General features: G+C 62.1%; 16 protein-coding genes and 1 tRNA gene. 12 read left to right on the top strand and 5 right to left on the bottom strand.

The features are described 5' to 3' along the window. Positions 1 to 195: 195 nt before the first annotated feature. Positions 196 to 1,398: a carbohydrate porin gene (locus GTP55_RS07555; protein WP_229257833.1), complete on the top strand. Its 1,203-nt coding sequence runs from the start codon at positions 196 to 198 to the stop codon at positions 1,396 to 1,398. Between the two features lie 36 nt (positions 1,399 to 1,434). Further along, the gene (locus GTP55_RS07550; protein WP_202423616.1) at positions 1,435 to 2,736 is read left to right on the top strand and encodes a BNR repeat-containing protein; all 1,302 of its coding nucleotides are present in this window, start codon (positions 1,435 to 1,437) and stop codon (positions 2,734 to 2,736) included. A gap of 7 nt (positions 2,737 to 2,743) precedes the next feature. Here the strand turns inward: GTP55_RS07550 and GTP55_RS07545 are convergent, their stop codons facing one another. Continuing rightward, positions 2,744 to 3,142: a hypothetical protein gene (locus GTP55_RS07545; protein ID WP_161044336.1), complete on the bottom strand. Its 399-nt coding sequence runs from the start codon at positions 3,140 to 3,142 to the stop codon at positions 2,744 to 2,746. Positions 3,143 to 3,475: 333 nt separating this feature from the next. Here GTP55_RS07545 and GTP55_RS07540 point away from each other — a divergent pair, with 333 nt between their 5' ends. The 3 genes from GTP55_RS07540 (at position 3,476) to GTP55_RS07530 (ending at position 9,638) form a co-directional block, all read left to right on the top strand. Next, positions 3,476 to 6,553 carry a TonB-dependent receptor gene (locus GTP55_RS07540; protein ID WP_161044335.1) on the top strand — a complete coding sequence of 1,026 codons (3,078 nt, stop codon included), beginning with the start codon at positions 3,476 to 3,478 and terminating at the stop codon, positions 6,551 to 6,553. 75 nt (positions 6,554 to 6,628) lie between these two features. Next, positions 6,629 to 8,260 (top strand): GH35 family beta-galactosidase, encoded by a 1,632-nt coding sequence (locus GTP55_RS07535; RefSeq protein ID WP_161044334.1) that lies wholly within the window; start codon positions 6,629 to 6,631, stop codon positions 8,258 to 8,260. A gap of 25 nt (positions 8,261 to 8,285) precedes the next feature. After that, positions 8,286 to 9,638, top strand: a complete 1,353-nt coding sequence (locus GTP55_RS07530) for an enolase C-terminal domain-like protein (RefSeq protein ID WP_161044333.1) — start codon at positions 8,286 to 8,288, stop codon at positions 9,636 to 9,638. Positions 9,639 to 9,648: 10 nt separating this feature from the next. Here the strand turns inward: GTP55_RS07530 and GTP55_RS07525 are convergent, their stop codons facing one another. Beyond that, positions 9,649 to 10,548 carry a LysR family transcriptional regulator gene (locus tag GTP55_RS07525; protein ID WP_161044332.1) on the bottom strand — a complete coding sequence of 300 codons (900 nt, stop codon included), beginning with the start codon at positions 10,546 to 10,548 and terminating at the stop codon, positions 9,649 to 9,651. 104 nt (positions 10,549 to 10,652) lie between these two features. Between GTP55_RS07525 and GTP55_RS07520 the strand changes: the two genes are divergently transcribed. From GTP55_RS07520 to GTP55_RS07510, 3 genes are read left to right on the top strand one after another with little or no spacing between them, the layout of a single operon-like run. Continuing rightward, positions 10,653 to 11,402, top strand: coding sequence for an SDR family NAD(P)-dependent oxidoreductase (locus GTP55_RS07520; RefSeq protein WP_161044331.1), 750 nt, complete (start codon positions 10,653 to 10,655; stop codon positions 11,400 to 11,402). 2 nt (positions 11,403 to 11,404) lie between these two features. Continuing rightward, entirely contained in the window at positions 11,405 to 11,824 is a 420-nt protein-coding gene (locus GTP55_RS07515; RefSeq protein ID WP_154360959.1) for a nuclear transport factor 2 family protein, read from the top strand. Positions 11,825 to 11,836: 12 nt separating this feature from the next. Beyond that, positions 11,837 to 12,391 (top strand): VOC family protein, encoded by a 555-nt coding sequence (locus GTP55_RS07510; RefSeq protein ID WP_161044330.1) that lies wholly within the window; start codon positions 11,837 to 11,839, stop codon positions 12,389 to 12,391. A gap of 33 nt (positions 12,392 to 12,424) precedes the next feature. Here the strand turns inward: GTP55_RS07510 and GTP55_RS07505 are convergent, their stop codons facing one another. Beyond that, the gene (locus GTP55_RS07505) at positions 12,425 to 12,886 is read right to left on the bottom strand and encodes a glycine zipper 2TM domain-containing protein (RefSeq protein WP_161044329.1); all 462 of its coding nucleotides are present in this window, start codon (positions 12,884 to 12,886) and stop codon (positions 12,425 to 12,427) included. A 112-nt stretch (positions 12,887 to 12,998) separates the two neighbouring features. Next, entirely contained in the window at positions 12,999 to 13,979 is a 981-nt protein-coding gene (locus GTP55_RS07500) for an NAD(P)H-quinone oxidoreductase (RefSeq protein ID WP_161044328.1), read from the bottom strand. A gap of 200 nt (positions 13,980 to 14,179) precedes the next feature. Between GTP55_RS07500 and GTP55_RS07495 the strand changes: the two genes are divergently transcribed. Both GTP55_RS07495 and GTP55_RS07490 read left to right on the top strand, forming a co-directional pair. Then, complete coding sequence (locus GTP55_RS07495; protein WP_161044327.1) at positions 14,180 to 14,566, top strand: BPSL0067 family protein; 387 nt, start codon at positions 14,180 to 14,182, stop codon at positions 14,564 to 14,566. A gap of 11 nt (positions 14,567 to 14,577) precedes the next feature. Further along, positions 14,578 to 15,018, top strand: coding sequence for an STY0301 family protein (locus GTP55_RS07490; protein WP_161044326.1), 441 nt, complete (start codon positions 14,578 to 14,580; stop codon positions 15,016 to 15,018). 54 nt (positions 15,019 to 15,072) lie between these two features. Here GTP55_RS07490 and GTP55_RS07485 read toward each other — a convergent pair. Next, a tRNA-Leu gene (locus GTP55_RS07485) sits at positions 15,073 to 15,157 on the bottom strand. 155 nt (positions 15,158 to 15,312) lie between these two features. Here GTP55_RS07485 and GTP55_RS07480 point away from each other — a divergent pair. Then, positions 15,313 to 17,274: an amino acid permease gene (locus GTP55_RS07480; protein WP_161044325.1), complete on the top strand. Its 1,962-nt coding sequence runs from the start codon at positions 15,313 to 15,315 to the stop codon at positions 17,272 to 17,274. Between the two features lie 64 nt (positions 17,275 to 17,338). Next, positions 17,339 to 17,743 carry a hypothetical protein gene (locus GTP55_RS07475; RefSeq protein WP_161044324.1) on the top strand — a complete coding sequence of 135 codons (405 nt, stop codon included), beginning with the start codon at positions 17,339 to 17,341 and terminating at the stop codon, positions 17,741 to 17,743. The last annotated feature ends 47 nt before the right edge of the window (positions 17,744 to 17,790 follow it).

Genomic DNA, 17,790 nt, shown 5'->3' with positions numbered 1-17,790 from the left:
TTAGGGCGCCAGTATTTGCGGTGGCGATTATCTCATATTTTCCATGCGGAAACTGTAGTGGTATTGATTCAAGTCTAGTTCCGGCATCCCGCCTTTCCAAAGAGAGTGTTTGCAATGCGCATTGCACCGCATACTGGGCCCAATATTGATGGAGGCGGAGCCATGCGCGGTAGCGTTGCGGGAGTTTGCTTGAGCATGATGGTTGCCGGGGCGGCGGCGCAGGACAGCCCGCCGCCCGCGACCAGTAGCGTGATCTACGATGCCAATGGCGTGTCCAACCTGAGTGGCGGTGCGCGCCGGGGCAGCGCTTACCAGGGCATGCTGCGCTGGCAGACCAGCGTCGATGGCGAACGGGTTCTGGGCTGGCAGGATAGCAGTGCCTTTTTCAATGTGATGGCGACCCACCAGGCCGGGCCTGCCATCCTGACCGGGGACGCGCAAGGCGTCAGCAATATGGCGGCACCGCCGGGCGTGCGGCTGGAGGAGGCCTGGATCCAGAAAAACTTCTTCGACGGCCGGCTGTCGGTACTGGCCGGGCGCTATGATTTGAACAGCGAGTTTTACCACCTCAATACTTCATCGCTGTTCTTCAACAGTTCGTTTGGCATCGGCGCCGAGTTTGCCCAGAGCGGGCAGGGCGGGCCGTCGATTTTTCCTGCCACCGCCGTCGGCACCCGCATCGCGGTCAAGCCGGCGCCGAACGTCGTCCTGCGCGCCGCCATACTGGACGGCGTGCCGGTGGATCGCAGCGGCGGCGGCAGTGCGGCCTTCCGTGGCGGCGATGGTTTGTTGCTGGTTTATGAGATGGCGTGGCTGAGCCGACCGGAACCCGCCGCATCGGCACAAGATCACCACCTGCGCATTGGCCGCAATGCCGGCCTGGCGCCGGACCAGGGCAAGCTGGCTGTCGGCGGCTGGTATTACACCGCGCGGTTTGCCGAGCTGAATGCGTTCGAAGCATCCGGACAGCCGCGCCAGCAACGTGGTTCCAGCGGCGCCTATCTGGTGGCGGAGCGCAGCTTGTACCAATCGAGCACGCAGCCGCAGAAGGTGGTGTCCGGCTTCGTGCAGCTTGGGGCGGCGGATAGTCGCGTCAATCGCTTCAACGGTTACTTCGGCGCGGGTCTCACCGCGACCGGCCTGGTACCCGGCCGCGTCAGCGATGAACTGGGGCTGGCGGTGGCGATTGCGCGCAATGGCAGCGCTTATCTGCGCAGCCAGCAGATCGCCGGCGTGGTCAACCAGCGCGCCGAATCGACGGTCGAGCTGACGTATCTGAGCCAGGTCAGTCCGCGCTTGTCTTTGCAGCCCAGCTTGCAGTATGTGATGCATCCCAACACGGTGACCGGCGTCGGCAACGCGCTGACCTTGCAGCTGCGCGCCGAGGTCGCGTTCTAGGTGGACGTGGCGCTTGTGTTTGCGTAGCATGGGCGCATGATGAAACGTTTAATCTCCACGGTTTTGCTGGTGCTGTCCATCGGCGCCGCTGTTGCTGCTCCTGCCGCGCCGGTGCTAGCTGTTGTTGGCGATGGTTGGGCTAACAACTCGGTCAACGCGGTGGTGTTTCGCAAGAATTCATTGGTGACCCAGGGCGACACGCAGTATGTGGCCTATTACGATGCGCAGCGCTATCTGGTGCTGGGCAAGCGCGCGCTGGGCGCCACGCAGTGGACCGTGCGGCGCAGCTTCTGGCAAGGCAATGCGGCCGATGCGCATAACGCCATCAGCATCATGGTGGACGGCGCCGGCTATCTGCATGTGTCGTGGGACCATCACAATAATGCGCTGCGTTACGCGCGCGGCGTGGCGCCCGGATCGCTGGCGCTGGGGCCGAAGCAGGCCATGGTCGGCGTCGATGAGGCCGAGGTGTCGTATCCCGAGTTCTATCGCCTGCCCAATGGCAACCTGCTGTTCTTCTACCGGCTGGGCGGCTCGGGACGCGGCGACTTGATCATCAATCGCTACGACGTCGCCACGCAGCGCTGGACGCGGCTGCACACCAACCTGATTACCGGCGAGGGCAAGCGCAACGCCTATTGGCAGGCGTTCCTCGATCATCGCGGCACGCTGCATCTGTCGTGGGTGTGGCGCGAGTCGCCGGACGTGGCCAGCAACCATGACATGGCGTATGCGCGTTCGCGCGATGGCGGTGTGACGTGGGAGCGCTCCGATGGCACGCCGTACCAGCTGCCGATCAGCGCCGCCAGCGCCGAATACGCGCTGCACATTCCGCAGAACAGCGAATTGATTAACCAGACGTCGATGGCGGCCGATCAGGATGGCCATCCCTACATCGCCAGCTATTGGCGTGACGCCGGTTCCAGCGTGCCGCAGTATCACGTGATCTTCAACACCGGCACGGCCTGGCAGGCGCGGTCGCTGGATTTCCGCAAGACGCCGTTCTCACTGGGCGGGCAGGGCACCAAGCGGATTCCCATCGCGCGGCCGCAAATCATGGTCGGCAAGACCGGTGCGCTGCTGGTGTTTCGCGATGAGGAGCGGGGCAGCAGGGTCTCCGTGGCCAGCAGCGCCGATGTGTTGCGCGGGCCGTGGCAGGTGCAGGATCTGACCACATTTTCAGTCGGCGCCTGGGAGCCGAGTTACGACACCGAACTGTGGCGCCGCAACGGCACCCTCAGCCTGTTCGTGCAAAACGTCCAGCAGGTTGATGGCGAAGGCCAGGTCAACGTGCCGCCGCAGCCAGTGCAAGTGCTGGACTGGACGCCGGCGCCTTGATGCTGGCTCACCCAGAAATCATCTTGAGCAGCAGGGCAGACAACAGCGAGGATTGCAGGATTCCGACGCCAACCACCCAGCGGATTAACTCAGCCCGGCTATCGGCGATTTTTGCCTCCAGCCGGGCTTCGACCTGATCGATCCTGCCGTTGATCTTGATATCGACCTGATCGATCTTGCCGTTGATTCTTGTATCGACGTGATCGATTTTTGCATCGAGTTTAAATTGAACCATATCGATCTTGGCGTTGGTTTCTGCTGCGTAGTGATCGATTTTCGTATTGAGCGCACTCAGCTCGTTCATGATTTCGCCGGTGCTTTCGGCGTGAATGTCGGCCAGCGCCGGCGGCATCCCAGCATCCTGCAAGCGCTTTGCGTATTGGTGATTATCGAAAAGAATGGCCATGGCTCCCTCCGCAAGGTGAGCATCTATCTTAAAAACGCGGCCTGAGCAGCGTTTGATATATCGCAAAAGTATGCGGCTGATGAGCGCCGCCGGCGGGCGTGTCTATCTCGCCACACTCGTATTTTAATCCGGTTTTATGCCCCGCCCCTCTGTGCGCGCCATGCCGAAGATTGCTTTTTGTTACGAAATGGTAGCGTATAACATTTCAGTTATTATTTTTGTTGACAGCGACTTTTCTTAGCTTTTACACTCAAATGATCGCGCAACCATTTTCACTATAGGTTGTGACGTTTATAACAATAACCACGGTAAATTACCGAAGGAGACTGTAAAATGCTATTGAAACAACAAAAAGTTCGCCATTCCGGCCGGCAGATGGCGTTCGGCCTCACCGTCATGGCAGGTTTGATTGCGCAATCATATGCCCAGGAAGTCACGCCAGCCGCCCCGCCGGCCCCCAAGGACGACGCGCCGATGACCGTGGTGCAGGTCAACGGCTACCGCAATTCGCTGCTGTCGTCCGCCAAAGACAAGAAGGAAGCCGTCGGCTTCCAGGACTCGATCAACGCCGAAGACTTCGGTAAATTCCCTGACAAGAACATCGCCGAATCGCTGAGCCGTATTCCCGGCGTCGGCGTCTCGCGCGACATCACCGGCGAAGGTTCCACCATCCAGATTCGCGGCCTCGGTTCCAGCTTCACCAAGATCCTGCTGAACGGCGCGCCGATCGCGGTGGCCTCGTCCGGCCCAATCGACGGCGCCAACACCAACCGCGAGGTCGACCTCGACCTGTTGCCGACCGACCTGTTCACTAAGCTGACCGTCAGCAAGAGTCCGACCGCCGAGATGATCGAAGGCGGCGCCGCCGGCGTGGTCAACCTGCGCAGCGCGCGGCCGTTCGACAAGGAAGGCCGCACCATTTCCGCCAGCATCACCGCCACCAAGCAGCAGATCGCCGACAAGACCGGCGGCCGCGGCGCCTTCCTGGCCAGCCAGACCTTCGGCGACTGGGGTATCCTGGGCGGCGTGACGCTGTCGCGCCAGCAGATCCACACCACCGGCTGGGAAACCGTCGGCTATACCAACGCCAATCTGTCGGCCGCGCAGAATCCGGCCGCCAACCGCAACAACACCGGCGGCGGCAACTTCACCATTCCCGCCACGGTGCCGGTTGGCGCCGGCAACGGCCTGGTGACCGGCCAGGTGATCGACCAGGCCTGGCTGCTCGCGCACAATCCGGGCCTGACCATCCAGCAGATCGACAACGCCATCCTGCCGCGCCTGGGCCGAACCATGGACTATTTCGGCACCAAGGACAAAGGCTCGGCGATCTTCGCCGCCGAATACCGTCCGACCGAAAACCTGCACTTCTACCTGGACACCATGTATAGCAAGCGCGACGACAAGATGACGCGCATGGACTACGACTGGTCGGTCCGCAACGGCAGCATGATCCCGCTGAACATGACGGTCGATAAAAGCGATTGCAGCGACGGCTGCACCGTCACTGGCGGCACCTTCGCCAACACCCAGAACTTCTTCGAGCATGGCTACCGCCGCGACCAGGTCAGCCTGCTGGGCCTGAATCCGGGCATGGAATGGAAGCTCACGCCGCGCCTGAAACTGGACGCGCAGGTCAACTACACCCGCAGTAACTTCAGCCACGAAGCGCCGACGGTCTACCTGATCACCGCGCCCAACAGCGGCAACACGGTGACCTACAACAATAACAACGGCGGCATCCCGTCGGTGGTCGCCAGCACCGACCTGAACAACCCGAACAGCTATGTGTGGAACACCGGCCGCGTCAATATCCAGAACGAGTTCCGCAAGACCGAAACCAAGGGCTTCCACAGCGACCTGACCTGGGGCGACGACAAGTTCAACCTGAAGGGCGGCATCGCCTACGACGATATCACCCGCCGCATCAGCGCCTCCGACAACTCGGCGGCTTGGCAAGCGGCGGTGTGCGGCAACAATCCTAGCGTGTTCCTGCAAGGCCCGAACGGCGCGCCGACCTGCAACGGCGCCTCGACCCCGGGCGCCAGCGCCGCCGCGCTGTATCCAGGCTACGGCACCGGTTACACCGCCGGCGCCACCACGCCGCTGACCTACGGCGGCTCGCTGATTCCGCAGACCGCGCTGGCCAGCTACATCGTCCCCGGCCCGTATGGCCGTCCGGTCGTCGACTGGACCCGCTTCGCCAAGGATTCCAACTACCAGCAGTACTACAACACTGCACCATCCAGCGGCGCCTCCTCGACCGGCGCCAGCGCCGGCTACATCGGCGAGAAGACCACCGGCCTGTATATGGAAGCCAACGGCAAGTTCGAGCTGGCCGGCTTCCCGACCCGCTACAACGCCGGCGTGCGTTATGTGCGCACCCGCCAGTCGGTCGGTTCGCTCAACTCCGCCACCGATCCGCGCAACGCCGACCTGACGCTCAATGGCAGCAAGTATCCGAACGTCGACCAGTGGGTGTATCAGGACACCACCTACAACAACACGCTGCCATCGGGGACGCTGGCGGTCAACCTGCGCAGCGACGTGATCGCCCGCGCCGCGCTGTCGCGCAGCATGACGCGCGCCGATCCGAACGCCCTGCGTCCGGGTGTAAACTTCTCCGGCGTGTCGGCCGACACCGGCACCATCGGCAACCCGGCGCTGAAACCCTACCTGTCGGATAACATCGACCTGGGCATCGACTGGTACACCGGCCGCGAAGGCTACGTCAGCCTGACCGTGTTCCAGAAGAAGGTGGACGGCTTCACCATCAACCAGAACATCACGCTGCCATTCAGCGCGCTGGCGGCCTACGGCATCAACTACAACACGCTGATCCCGAACCAGCAGCAGGCGATCGATTCGCGCGGCGGTCCTAACGTGGCCACCGTGGTGATGACACAGGCCCGCAACGCGTCGGGTGAACTGAAAATCCGCGGCCTGGAACTGGGCTGGGTGCAACCGCTCGACAAGATCCTGCCAATCCGCGGCTTCGGCATCAACGAGACGGCCACCTTCATCACCCAGCGCGGTGATGGCGAAGGCGGCGCCGGTTTCGTGGCGCTGGGCGTCCCTAACCGCACCAACAACTTCTCGGTCTACTACGACAACCACGGTTACACGGCGCGCCTGTCGCATACTTTCTCGAAAGGCAGCCAGACCGCCACCGCGAACCAGAACGGCATCACCAATGCCGCGCTGTTCTCGGATAACTACAAGCAGCTGGACTTCTCGTCGAGCATCGACCTGGGCGAAGTGTTCGACAAGGAAAACTGGCCGACGCTGAGCTTCGACATCGTCAACCTGAACAACGATTCGCGCCGTGGCTACTTCCAGTTCAGTAACGCCAACTTTACGCAGTACTCGCCAGGCCGCACCTACTCGCTGGGTTTGCGCGCCAAGTTTTAATCGTCTGGGCCCTTGGTTCTCCAGCGGGGCCCTTTTTGCCCGCCCCTTCGGGGGCGGTTTTTTTTAAGGAATGTCATGATTGTCTCGACACGCCGATTGCGTGCTACCTGTCTGGTGCTGGCCGCGCTGCTGGGCTGCGCGCTGACTGCGGCGCACGCCGCCACGCCGCCGCATCTGCGCAAGCAGGGCAGCGCCACGCAGCTGATGGTCAACGACCAACCGTTTTTGCTGCTGGGCGGCGAGCTGCATAATTCGTCCGCCTCCAGCCTGGAATACCTGAATACCCTGTGGCCGACACTGAAGGCGGCCGAACTGAATACCGTGCTGGCGCCGGTCGAGTGGGACCAGATCGAGCCGGTCGAAGGACGCTTTGATTTCACGGTGTTGGACGGCCTGCTAAAACAGGCGCGCGCGCACGACACGCGGCTGGTGCTGCTGTGGTTTGGCGCATGGAAGAATTCCATGTCGACCTATGCGCCGGCGTGGGTGAAGACCGACACGCAGCGCTTCCCGCGTGCGCGCACCCGCGCCGGCGTGGCGCAGGAGATCCTGACGCCGTTTGCGCCGGCCACGCTGGCCGCCGATACGGCCGCCTTCCGCGCGCTGCTGGCGCACCTGAAGCAGGCCGACACCCAGCACACCGTGCTGATGATCCAGGTCGAGAATGAAATCGGCATGCTGCCGGAAGTGCGCGACTACAGCGCCGCCGCCAATGCCGCATGGCGCGCGCCGGTGCCAGCCGCGCTCACCGCGTATATGGCCGCGCACAAGGACAGCTTGCAGCCGGCGTTGAAAGCCGCATGGGAAACGCGCGGCGCCCGCGCCAGCGGCACCTGGGCCGAGGTATTCGGTGACACCATCGAGACCGAAGAGATTTTCCAGGCCTGGCACTACGCGCAGTTTGTCGAAGCGCTGACGGCGGCCGGCAAGGCGGTCTATCCGCTGCCGATGTATGTGAACGTGGCGCTGAACCGGCCGGGCAAGCGTCCCGGCGAATATCCGAGCGCCGGTCCGTTGCCGCATCTGTTTGATGTGTGGAAGCCGGGTGCTCCGTCGGTGGACGTCATCGCCATCGACACCTACTTCCCCAATTTTATCCACTGGGCCAGGCAGTTCAAGCGCCCGGACAATCCGCTGTTCATCCCCGAAGCCAATCACGCCGAGCGGCCCGATGCCGGCGCCGACGCCTTCTACGCCATCGGCGAGCATGACGCCTTCGGCTTCTCGCCGTTTGCCATCGACGATATCAAGGACGGCAAGTCGTCGCTGCCGCAAGCATATCGCGTGCTGAAGCAGCTGGCGCCGACGATCAATCGCTATCAGGGCAGCGGCAAGGTGCGCGGCTTCAAGGCGCCGTTGTCGTACGAAGGCGAGGTGGACATCGCGCCGCAGCAGGTGCGCATGGGCGGCTACACCTTGCAGGTCAGCTTTAACGCGCCGTGGGAAAAACTGACGCCAACCGAGGTGCAGACGCGCGGCGGGCTGGTGATCCAGACCGGCGAGGATGAATTTATCGTGGCAGGCAAAGGCCTGACGATTGTTTTCGGCAGCGCGGACGGCGCGCAGGTCGGCATCGAACAAGCCATCGCGGGCCTGGACAGCAAAGGCCGCTGGCTGAACGGCGACGAGACGCACCAGGGCCGCCACATTGGCTTACCGGGCGATGCGTTTACGATACAGCGCGTAAAGCTGTACCGCTATCGCTGAACCGAACTTATTTGGAGTAGAGAATATGGATAAATCCACCAGCCCAGTCATCACCGCCATGCAGGTCATTCCCGTGGCGGGCTACGACAGCATGCTGCTGAACCTGTGCGGCGCGCACGCGCCTTACTTCACGCGCAACCTGGTGCTGCTGACCGATAGCGCCGGCCATACCGGCATTGGCGAGGTGCCGGGCGGCGCCGGCATCCTGGCGGCGCTGGAGCGTTCGGTGCCGCTGGTGGTGGGCACGCAGATCGGCCGCTACAACCGCACGCTGAACGCGATCCGCACCGCCATCGGCGGCCATCATCAGGTGACGTCGGACGCCGAGGCGGCGGTGCTGAAGCAGCCGCACGAAATCAATCTGCGTCTGGATAACGTGGTGACGGCGGTGGAAGCGGCGCTGCTCGATTTGCTGGGTCAGCACTTGGGCGTGCCGGTATGCGAGCTGCTCGGCTCCGGCCAGCAGCGCGACAGCGTGCCGATGCTGGCCTACCTGTTCTACATCGGCGACCGTGCCCGCACCGACCTGCCTTACCTGAGCGGCGACGGCGCCAGCGGCTGGTATGCGCGCCGCCATCAGGAAGCGATGACGCCGGCTCAGATCGTCGAACTGGCCGAGGCCACGGTGGACAAATACGGCTTCAAGGATTTCAAGCTGAAGGGCGGCGTGATGCGCGGCGCGGAAGAAATGGAAGCCGTCACCGCGATCAAGAAGCGCTATCCGGATGCGCGCGTGACGCTGGACCCGAACGGCGCCTGGTCATTGAAGGAGGCGATTGACCTGTGCAAGGGGCAGGGCCACATCCTGGCCTATGCGGAAGACCCATGCGGGCCGGAGAACGGTTATTCTGGCCGCGAGATCATGGCCGAATTCCGCCGCGCCACCGGCATCCCGACCGCCACCAACATGGTCGCCACCGACTGGCGCCAGATGGCGCACTCGCACCTGCTGGGCGCCGTGGATATTCCGCTGGCCGATCCGCACTTCTGGACCATGCAGGGATCGGTGCGCCTGGCGCAGCTGTGCGAACAGTGGGGGCTGACGTGGGGCTCGCACTCCAACAACCACTTCGACGTGTCGCTGGCAATGTTTACCCACGCAGCCGCCGCCGCGCCGGGCAACATCACGGCGATCGACACGCACTGGATCTGGCAGGAAGGTCAGGAGCGGCTGACGCGTGAGCCGCTGCAAATCGTTGGCGGCGCAGTGCAGGTGCCGCAGAAGCCGGGCCTGGGCATCGAGCCGGACCTGGACCGCATCCAGGCCGCGCATGAGCTGTACAAAAAAGTCGCCACCACCGCCCGCGACGACGCCATGGCGATGCGCTACCTGGTGCCTGGCTTTATCTACTCGCCCAATCGTCCGAGCATGGTCTGAGGCGTCTGCGTCACAGGTGGTTGGGCAGCGTCTCGACCAGCCAGTCGATGAATACGCGCAGGCGGTGCGGCACGTGGCGGTTCTGCGGATAGACCACGTGGAACGGGTAGGGCGCCGGCCGCCACGGCTGGAGGATCTCCACCAGCGTGCCATCCGTTAGCGCCGGCCGCGCCGCATAGGCGAAGGTCTGGATGATGCCCAGCCCCGCCAGCCCGGCCGCCATGTGGCCATTGCTCTCGTTGACGCCGACGCGGTGTTCGATCTTGATTTCGCTCTTTTCGCCATCGCGCAAAAACCGGAACGGCATCGCGCGGCCGCTCTGCGCCAGCACGTAGGCCACCAGCCGGTGGCCGTTCTTCAGCTCATCGGGATAGGCCGGCACGCCGTACTGCTTCAGGTATTCCGGCGTGGCGCAGGTGACCATCTGCGCCTGTCCCAGCGGCCGCGCCACCAGCGTTGAATTATCGAGCGCGCCGCCGCGGATCACGCAGTCGACGTTATCGCTGACCATGTCCACCGCGCGGTCCGACACGCCCAGGTCGATGCGGATATCCGGATAGCGCGCCATGAAATCCGGCAGCGCCGGGATCAGCACGTCGGACGCGGTCGAACCGCCGACGTCCACCCGCAAATGCCCGCGCGGCTTGCTGCGGGCGACATTGAACGAGGTGTCGACATCTTCCAGGTTGCGCAGGATAAGACTGGTCTTTTCGTAGTACAGCTGGCCCTCCGGCGTAACCGTTACCCGGCGCGTGGTCCGCTGCAGCAGGCGCACGGCCAGATGCGCCTCCAGCTCCTGCACCAGCTTGCTCAGCGTGGCGTTGGGCATGTCCAGCGAATCCGCCGCCTTGGTAAAACTGCCTGCCTCCACCACCCGCGCAAACGCGCGTATCGCCAGTAGCTGGTTCATTGATTATTCCCGTCCATGGATAGTGATTTTAATTTTACACGGTTTATCTATAAATCGGGCGGCGTTAAAGTTCACCCATCGCAACTTACTTAACGGAGCAAATCATGAACAAGCAACTCAACGGCAAAATCGCACTGGTCACCGGCGGCACTACCGGTATCGGCCTGGCCACCGCGCAGGAACTGGCGGCACAAGGCGCGCGCGTCTTCATCACCGGCCGTCGCCAGGCGGAGCTGGATGCCGCCGTCGCCGTCATCGGCGCCGCCGCCACCGGCATCCGCGCCGACGCCTCGTCGCTGACCGACCTGGATGGCGTGTACGCCCAGATCGCCAAGAGCGCCGGCAAACTGGACATCCTGTTCGCCAACGCCGGCGGCGGCGACATGATGCCGCTCGGCGCCATCACCGAAGAACACTTCGACCGCATCTTCGGCACCAATGTGCGCGGCGTGCTGTTCACCGTGCAGAAAGCGCTGCCGCTGCTGGTGGATGGCGGCTCGGTGATCCTGACCGGTTCCACCACCTCGATCCAGGGCACGGCCGCTTTCAGCGTCTACAGCGCCAGCAAGGCCGCCGTGCGCAACCTGGCCCGTTCTTGGGTGATGGATTTGAAAGAACGCCGCATCCGCGTCAACGTCGTCAGCCCTGGTCCGATCCGCACGCCTGGCCTGGGTGGCCTGGTGCCGGACGAAGCGCGTCAAGGCCTGTTTGACTTCCTGGCGTCGCAAGTGCCACTGGCACGTCTGGGCGAGCCGGAAGAAATTGGCAAGGCCGTCGCCTTCCTGGCCTCCGACGCGGCCAGCTACGTCAACGGCATCGAGCTGTTTGTCGACGGCGGCATGGTACAGGTATAAGCATGAAAAAGTTCATCGCTATCGGGGCCATGCTGATCGCATCGCTGGCCCAGGCGCAGGCGACGGACGAGGTGGCGGTTGCGCAGCAGGCTATCAACCGCCACTTCGACATCTGGAACGATCGCAACGCCGCGCATTGGGATGCCAAGCTGCCGCAGGTCTACACGGCCGACGTGCTGGTGGCGGACTACGGCGGCCTGGCCACCGGCTATGCCGACATCCGCCGGCTGCTGGAACGGGTGCAGGCGGATCATCCCGGCTTCGTCTTCACGCCGGCGCCGGTCGCCTGGAACCATGGCTTAGGGCGGGTTACCTGGGGCTATGGGCCGAAGGATAATCCCAACCAGGTCCACGGTGAAGACATCTTCACCATCAAGGACGGCAAGCTTGCGAGTCTGCGCGTCTTCATCGACAAACAATAAAGAAAGCGCATCATGAAACTTGTAGCTGCGGTATTTGCCGCCATCGTATTGAACCTGGGCGGCGCCGCGCAGGCAGCCGGCATCAAGACGGCGGGTATCGACCATGTCGGTATCAACGTGCCGGACCTGAAACAGGCCGAGGCTTTTTTGGCCACCACCTTCGGCTGTGAAGCGGTGACGCATATCGGCCCGTTCCCGATGACGCCGCGCGCCGAGAGCCTGACGCTGGCGATGGTCCGCTGTGGCGCCGGCGCCAACATCGAGCTGTTTGAGTACAAGAACCCGGCCGGCGCCAGCGTCATGCCGAAGAGCGAAGACATCGGCGCCTCGCACATCGCCTTTTATACCAACGACGTGAAAGCCGGCGTGGCTTACCTGAAATCGCAAGGCATCACGGTGCTGGGCGAACCGATGACCATGACCAGCGGCGACACCGAAGGCGAAACCTGGGTGCACTTCCTGTCGCCGTGGGGCTCGGAGATGGAGCTGGTGGGCTACCCCAACGGCAAAGGCTACGAGAAGAAGTCCAGCATCAAGCTGTGGAATCCTAAGCATCCAGCCAAATGATGCAATGGCCCGGTGAGCACCGGGCCATTTTTTTTACTGCTGCTGATTGCGCTTGGCGATTTCGTTACCGGCGTAACCGCCGCCGATCGCGCCAGCGATGGTCGCCAGCTTGCGGCCATTGCCGCTGCCTACCTGGTTACCCAGCAAGCCACCGACGACCGCGCCGAGACCCATGCCGACCACACTGTTCTGCGCCACTGGGGCAGGGGCGGGAGCTTGTGCAACCTGTTGCGGCGCATAGGTATGATGAACAATGGTTTTATGTTCTACCACGCGGCGTGGCTCAGGTGCGGGAGCGACGGTTTGCACTGGCGCCGCAACCGGTGCAGGCGCTACTGCCGCGATGGGAATCGGCGCATCGTTCGGCGCATTCGTCGCGTGCGAAGTTGGCAGCAGACCGGCGATGGACGCTGCGCCTACCAGGCTAACCAAGGCCACCGAGCCGGCGGCGAAAGCCATCATCGGATGAATGCGGGTGCGTGCGGTATGTTCCATTTTTTCTCTCCTGAAGATCGCCATGAGTGGCGCTTGTTCATATAACGGAGAGCCGGCGACGATGGCTGACCTGGAAAGTGTATCCTGCGTAAGCAGATGTTACTGCCCGTGGCTACATAGTCAACACAATCTTGCCGACATTGAGGCCATCCTCCATGCGCTGCTGCGCGGCCCCGGCCTGCGCCAGCGGATAGACACTGTCGATCACAGGCGTCAAACCATCTTTGACGAAGTGCGCCAGCCAACGCTCCTTGAAGCGGCGCGACATGGCATGTTTAACCTCTTGTGTGCGCGACTTCATCACCGTGCCGATGATTTGCAGATGGCGGTACAGCAGGCGGTCCAGTGGTATGCTGGCGTTCTCGATACCGCCCATGATGCCGATCTGTATCAGCCGGCCGCCGAACGCCAACGAATTCACATTGCGCTCAAAATAAGGCGCGCCGATAAAGTCGAGGATCAGGTCAACGCCACGCTGCTCGGTCAGCCGATCCACCACCTCGGCGAAATCTTCGTTCACATAATCGATAGGATGATCGGCGCCGAGGCGGCGCACAAGTTCATGCGCGCTGGCCTGCGCAGTGGCGAACACCGTCGCGCCGGTGGCATGCGCCAGCTGCACCGCCGCGCCGCCCACGCCGCCAGCGCCGGCATGAATCAACACCGTCTCGCCGGGTTGCAGCTTACCGAGATGGATCAGCGCCTCATGCGCGGTGACGAATACCTCGGTAATGGCGGCAGCGTGCACATAGTCCAGGCCATCGGGAATCGGCATCGCCATGCGGTAATCGATGCGCGCCACCTCGGCATAGGCGCCGCCGCCGACAATGCCCATCACGCGGTCGCCCACCGCATAGCCTTCCACATTCTCGCCCACGGCGATGACTTCGCCGGCGATTTCCAGCCCCATGATGGTGGAGTCGCCGAAGTCCGGCCAGCCGTAGCCGCCGCGCCGGTGCGTCAGGTCGGCGCGATTGACGCCGGCGGCGCGGGTGCGCACCAGCAGGTCGTTGGGACGCAGCACCGGCTCCGGCGCTTCGCCGATTTGCAGGACGTCGGCGGCGCCGAATTTGTCAAAGATAATGGCTTGCATGGTTGCCTCTGTGCTTCCCGAGTGATCAATGGGAGCAGGGTAAGTCAAACCTCGGCTGCTGATAATCCGTTCAAGCTCGTCAACGGCTGTGCAGGAATTGCATAGGTGGATGGTGCGGATGCTTGTCGCGCTTCAATATGCGGCCAAAGAGCCTTGGTTAGAGTGAAAGATCTTTCACTACCTTAGCAAGGAGGCTCAAAGTGCCGTATATCTATACGAAAGTCGAGGAACTGGAGGGGACAGAGCTCGTTGGAACGCATCAATGCGTGGCGCTCATCCAGCACTACGCGAAAGTGCCTGCATCGTCCGCTTGGCGACAAGGAGAGCATGCCGTTGACGCTACCACGCTTAAAAAAGGAACCGCTATTGCGACCTTTGTGAATGGGCGATATCCCAGTAGGAATCACGGCAATCACGCTGCCTTCTTCCTCCGGTATGGCCCGAATGGCATCTGGATTATGGATCAATGGAAGCATGAGAAAAAGACCGAGGTATCATCCAGGTTCATTCCGTGCCGAGGCAAAACGAAAAGCGGAGTTTACATTCGTGCAAGCGATAACGCCGATGCGTTTTACGTTATCGAGTGATGGGAGTGAGTATGCTTACCAAAACATGGGTGTATCCAGTACCGCTTGTATTACTCGCCTTACCAATCATGCTCAAAGCTGCGCCACTGCAATCGCTGGAGTGTCCCGAACTGATTCCCAGCGCCTCTGTGGAGGTTACCGAGGTACCGGACGACTGGGTGCCGTATGTTGCGTCACCGCTGTATTTGCATGCGGCTGCACCGATGTATGGACCACCTGAACTGAAGGGGGATCTAGCGGACTTCAAGGAGGCGCGCACGAAGAACGAGTGGTCATACACCTATGCGCTGGACGGCGCATTCCCCGAAGGGAAGTGGTTGCAATGCGCATATGGCGAGCGCAATCAGATCACCCTGTCTCGCCGCCTGCCGGATGAAGTCCAAGAGTGCAGGTTCACTTACCGAAAAGGCGCTAAGGCGGGGCAGCATGCAATAAAGATTCAATGCAAGTAAAGCCGGAAACAAAAAAGCCGCATAGTCCGAAAAGACATGCGGCTTTCAATGTTCTGGTGCCCCGGGCCGGAATCGAACCGGCACGCCTTGCGGCGGCGGATTTTGAGTCCGCTGCGTCTACCAATTCCACCACCGAGGCAGGTGTGTAGCAATGCGACCCGCATTATCACCGATTTGCAACCCCACCGCAACCCTGCTCCGTAATTTTTATATTTCAATAAGTTTCCTGCCGTCCGAAGCGGGTATCATCGCGCCTACCGCCAGACTTTGCCGGTCCCGCCGGCGCCGAGACGCATGAAAAATAATAAGATTCGCGAAATGATCCTGGGCAAGCCGCTCGATCCGCTGAAGAGCGAGACCCGCCACTCCATGGCACTGGTGGCTTTTTTGGCCTGGGTCGGCCTCGGGGCGGATGGCTTGTCGTCCTCGGCCTATGGTCCCGAGGAAACCTTCCGCGCGCTCGGCGGGCATACGCATCTCGGCCTGTACATGGCGATCGCCACGGCGGTGACGGTGTTCGTCATCGCGCTGGCCTACAACCAGGTGATCGAACTGTTCCCGACTGGCGGCGGCGGCTACCGCGTTTCCACCAAGCTGGTGGGGCCCTACATGGGCCTGATCTCCGGCTGCGCGCTGATCCTCGATTATGTGCTGACGATTGCGATTTCCATCGCCTCCGGCGTGGATGCGCTGGCGTCGTTTCTGCCGCTGGGCTTTCAGCCGTACAAGCTGTGGGCCGAGGTGTTTTTCATCGGACTGCTGATTGTGATGAATCTGCGCGGGCTGAAGGAGGCGATCCAGATTCTGCTGCCGATCTTCCTCGGCTTTGTGGTCACGCACCTGGTGCTGATCGTGTACGGGATTTGTGCGCACGCCTCGCATTTGCCGGAGCTGATTCCCAGCACGATGGCGGAGACCACCGACCTGGCCAGTCATATCGGCTGGGCCGGCGTGGCGGGCATGCTGTTGCTGGCGTATTCGCAGGGCGGCGGTACCTACACGGGGCTGGAGGCGGTGTCCAACAACGTCAATCTGCTGGCCGAGCCGCGCGTGCGCACCGGCAAGGTCACGATGATTTACATGGCCTTGTCGCTGGCGTTCACGGCGGGCGGGATCATCCTGCTATATCTGCTGTGGGGCGCGCAACCGGTGCCGGGCGAGACGCTGAATGCGTCAACCTTCAAGACCATCATCGCCAGCATGGGTTTGGGCGGCGAGGTGGTCAATCAAATCCTGCTGGTGATCGTGCTGGCGTTCGAGGCCGGCCTGCTGTTTGTGGCGGCCAATACCGGTTTCCTCGGCGGGCCGTCGGTGCTGTCGAATATGGCGGCCGACTCGTGGGTGCCGCACAAGTTCCGCTACCTGTCGACGCGGCTGGTTACGCAGAACGGTATCCTGGTGATGGGCGTGGCGGCGCTGGCGATTGTATGGGGCACCGGCGGTAGCGTGACTTTGCTGGTGGTGCTGTATTCGATTTCGGTGTTTTTGACGTTTGCCATTTCGCTGTTCGGGCTGGTGCTGTACTGGTCGCGCAATCGCAACAAGGGCACGCACTGGAAGCGGCGCTGGTTGCTGTCGGCGCTGGGCTTTGTGATTTGCGCGGGGATTCTGGCGGTGCTGCTGGTGGAGCGCTTTGCCGAAGGGGGCTGGGTGACGGCGCTGATCATCGCGGCGATTGCGGCGTTGTGCATTTATATCCGCAACCATTATCGTCAGACCAAGCAGGCGATTCATTCGGTGGACGAGGTGTTTGCGTCGCAGCCGTTCGGGCCGAATACCGAGCCGGTGGAGCCGAATCCGGAGGAGCAGACGGCCGTGTTCATTGTAGGGAATTCACGGGGCGGCGGTTTGCATGCGTTGCTGTGGGTGCTGCGGATGTTCCCGAATCATTTCAAGAATTTTTTGTTCGTCAATGCGCGCACGGTGGATTACCAGGCTTACGGCGGCGAGGGCGCGCTGGAGCAGATGCGCGTGGAGGCGGAGAAGACGCTGGAGTTCTTTGTCGACTTTTGTCACAGCCATGGCATGGCGGCGTCGTCGTATCTGGGCTTTGGCACCGATGCGGTGGATGAGGTGACCCGCATGTGCGAGGAGATCAGCCACGAGTTTCCGCATTCGATTTTCTTCACCAGCAAGCTGATCTTCGCTTCCGATAACTGGTTCACGCGGCTGCTGCACAATCAGGCGGCATTGGCCGCCCAGCGCCGCCTGCATCTGGAGGGTTTGCAGATGGTGATTTTGCCGATGAAGGTGTGAGGTAGATCAAGCGGGACGTGGCTGGCAGGGGCGGATAATGGAAGCCTCACGCATGGAGGCTGCCATGGAACTGGTCGCACGGGTGGAGGCGCTGGAGGAAGAGGTTGATGAGCTGAAGAGACTCGTCAAGGATAAGCATGACGGCTTGATCGACAGTCATAGCGAGCAGCTGCGGGATCTGCGCAAGGACGTGGCGATGCTGATCGTCAAGGTCGCTGTGCTGGAGGAGCGTGTGAATGCGCTCACTGCCAGGGTGGAGGCTCTGGAGAAGCGGGTGGAGGCGCTGGAGAGACGCGTTGAAGCGCTTGAAAAACGGGTGGAGGCACTTGAGCGGCGCATTGAAGCGCTGGAGAACAAGGTCGAGAAAATGGATGTGCGGCTGCGGCGTGTCGAGGTTCTGCAGTGGGTGATCCTGGCCCTGCTCGCGCCGCAAGCGCTATCGTTTTATTTCCGTCTGCTCACTCCGTGACGCTGGTTGCTGGCGCTGCGTTAATTTCAGCAGCAGATAGGTTTGCA

Origin of the sequence: Duganella margarita (genome assembly GCF_009857535.1) — a bacterium.
Lineage (GTDB): Bacteria > Pseudomonadota > Gammaproteobacteria > Burkholderiales > Burkholderiaceae_D > Rugamonas > Rugamonas margarita.
This window is presented reverse-complemented; position numbering and strand designations above follow the sequence as displayed.

Excerpts from the sequence above, each read along its gene's own strand:
- GTP55_RS07530 (WP_161044333.1), top strand. The coding sequence starts at position 8,286 with ATGGATAAATCCACCAGCCCAGTCATCACCGCCATGCAGGTCATTCCC.
- GTP55_RS07475 (WP_161044324.1), top strand. The coding sequence starts at position 17,339 with ATGGAACTGGTCGCACGGGTGGAGGCGCTGGAGGAAGAGGTTGATGAG.
- GTP55_RS07520 (WP_161044331.1), top strand. The coding sequence starts at position 10,653 with ATGAACAAGCAACTCAACGGCAAAATCGCACTGGTCACCGGCGGCACT.
- GTP55_RS07490 (WP_161044326.1), top strand. The coding sequence starts at position 14,578 with ATGCTTACCAAAACATGGGTGTATCCAGTACCGCTTGTATTACTCGCC.
- GTP55_RS07500 (WP_161044328.1), bottom strand. The coding sequence starts at position 13,979 with ATGCAAGCCATTATCTTTGACAAATTCGGCGCCGCCGACGTCCTGCAA.
- GTP55_RS07550 (WP_202423616.1), top strand. The coding sequence starts at position 1,435 with ATGATGAAACGTTTAATCTCCACGGTTTTGCTGGTGCTGTCCATCGGC.
- GTP55_RS07545 (WP_161044336.1), bottom strand. The coding sequence starts at position 3,142 with ATGGCCATTCTTTTCGATAATCACCAATACGCAAAGCGCTTGCAGGAT.
- GTP55_RS07515 (WP_154360959.1), top strand. The coding sequence starts at position 11,405 with ATGAAAAAGTTCATCGCTATCGGGGCCATGCTGATCGCATCGCTGGCC.
- GTP55_RS07480 (WP_161044325.1), top strand. The coding sequence starts at position 15,313 with ATGAAAAATAATAAGATTCGCGAAATGATCCTGGGCAAGCCGCTCGAT.
- GTP55_RS07555 (WP_229257833.1), top strand. The coding sequence starts at position 196 with ATGATGGTTGCCGGGGCGGCGGCGCAGGACAGCCCGCCGCCCGCGACC.
- GTP55_RS07510 (WP_161044330.1), top strand. The coding sequence starts at position 11,837 with ATGAAACTTGTAGCTGCGGTATTTGCCGCCATCGTATTGAACCTGGGC.
- GTP55_RS07540 (WP_161044335.1), top strand. The coding sequence starts at position 3,476 with ATGCTATTGAAACAACAAAAAGTTCGCCATTCCGGCCGGCAGATGGCG.
- GTP55_RS07525 (WP_161044332.1), bottom strand. The coding sequence starts at position 10,548 with ATGAACCAGCTACTGGCGATACGCGCGTTTGCGCGGGTGGTGGAGGCA.
- GTP55_RS07535 (WP_161044334.1), top strand. The coding sequence starts at position 6,629 with ATGATTGTCTCGACACGCCGATTGCGTGCTACCTGTCTGGTGCTGGCC.
- GTP55_RS07505 (WP_161044329.1), bottom strand. The coding sequence starts at position 12,886 with ATGGAACATACCGCACGCACCCGCATTCATCCGATGATGGCTTTCGCC.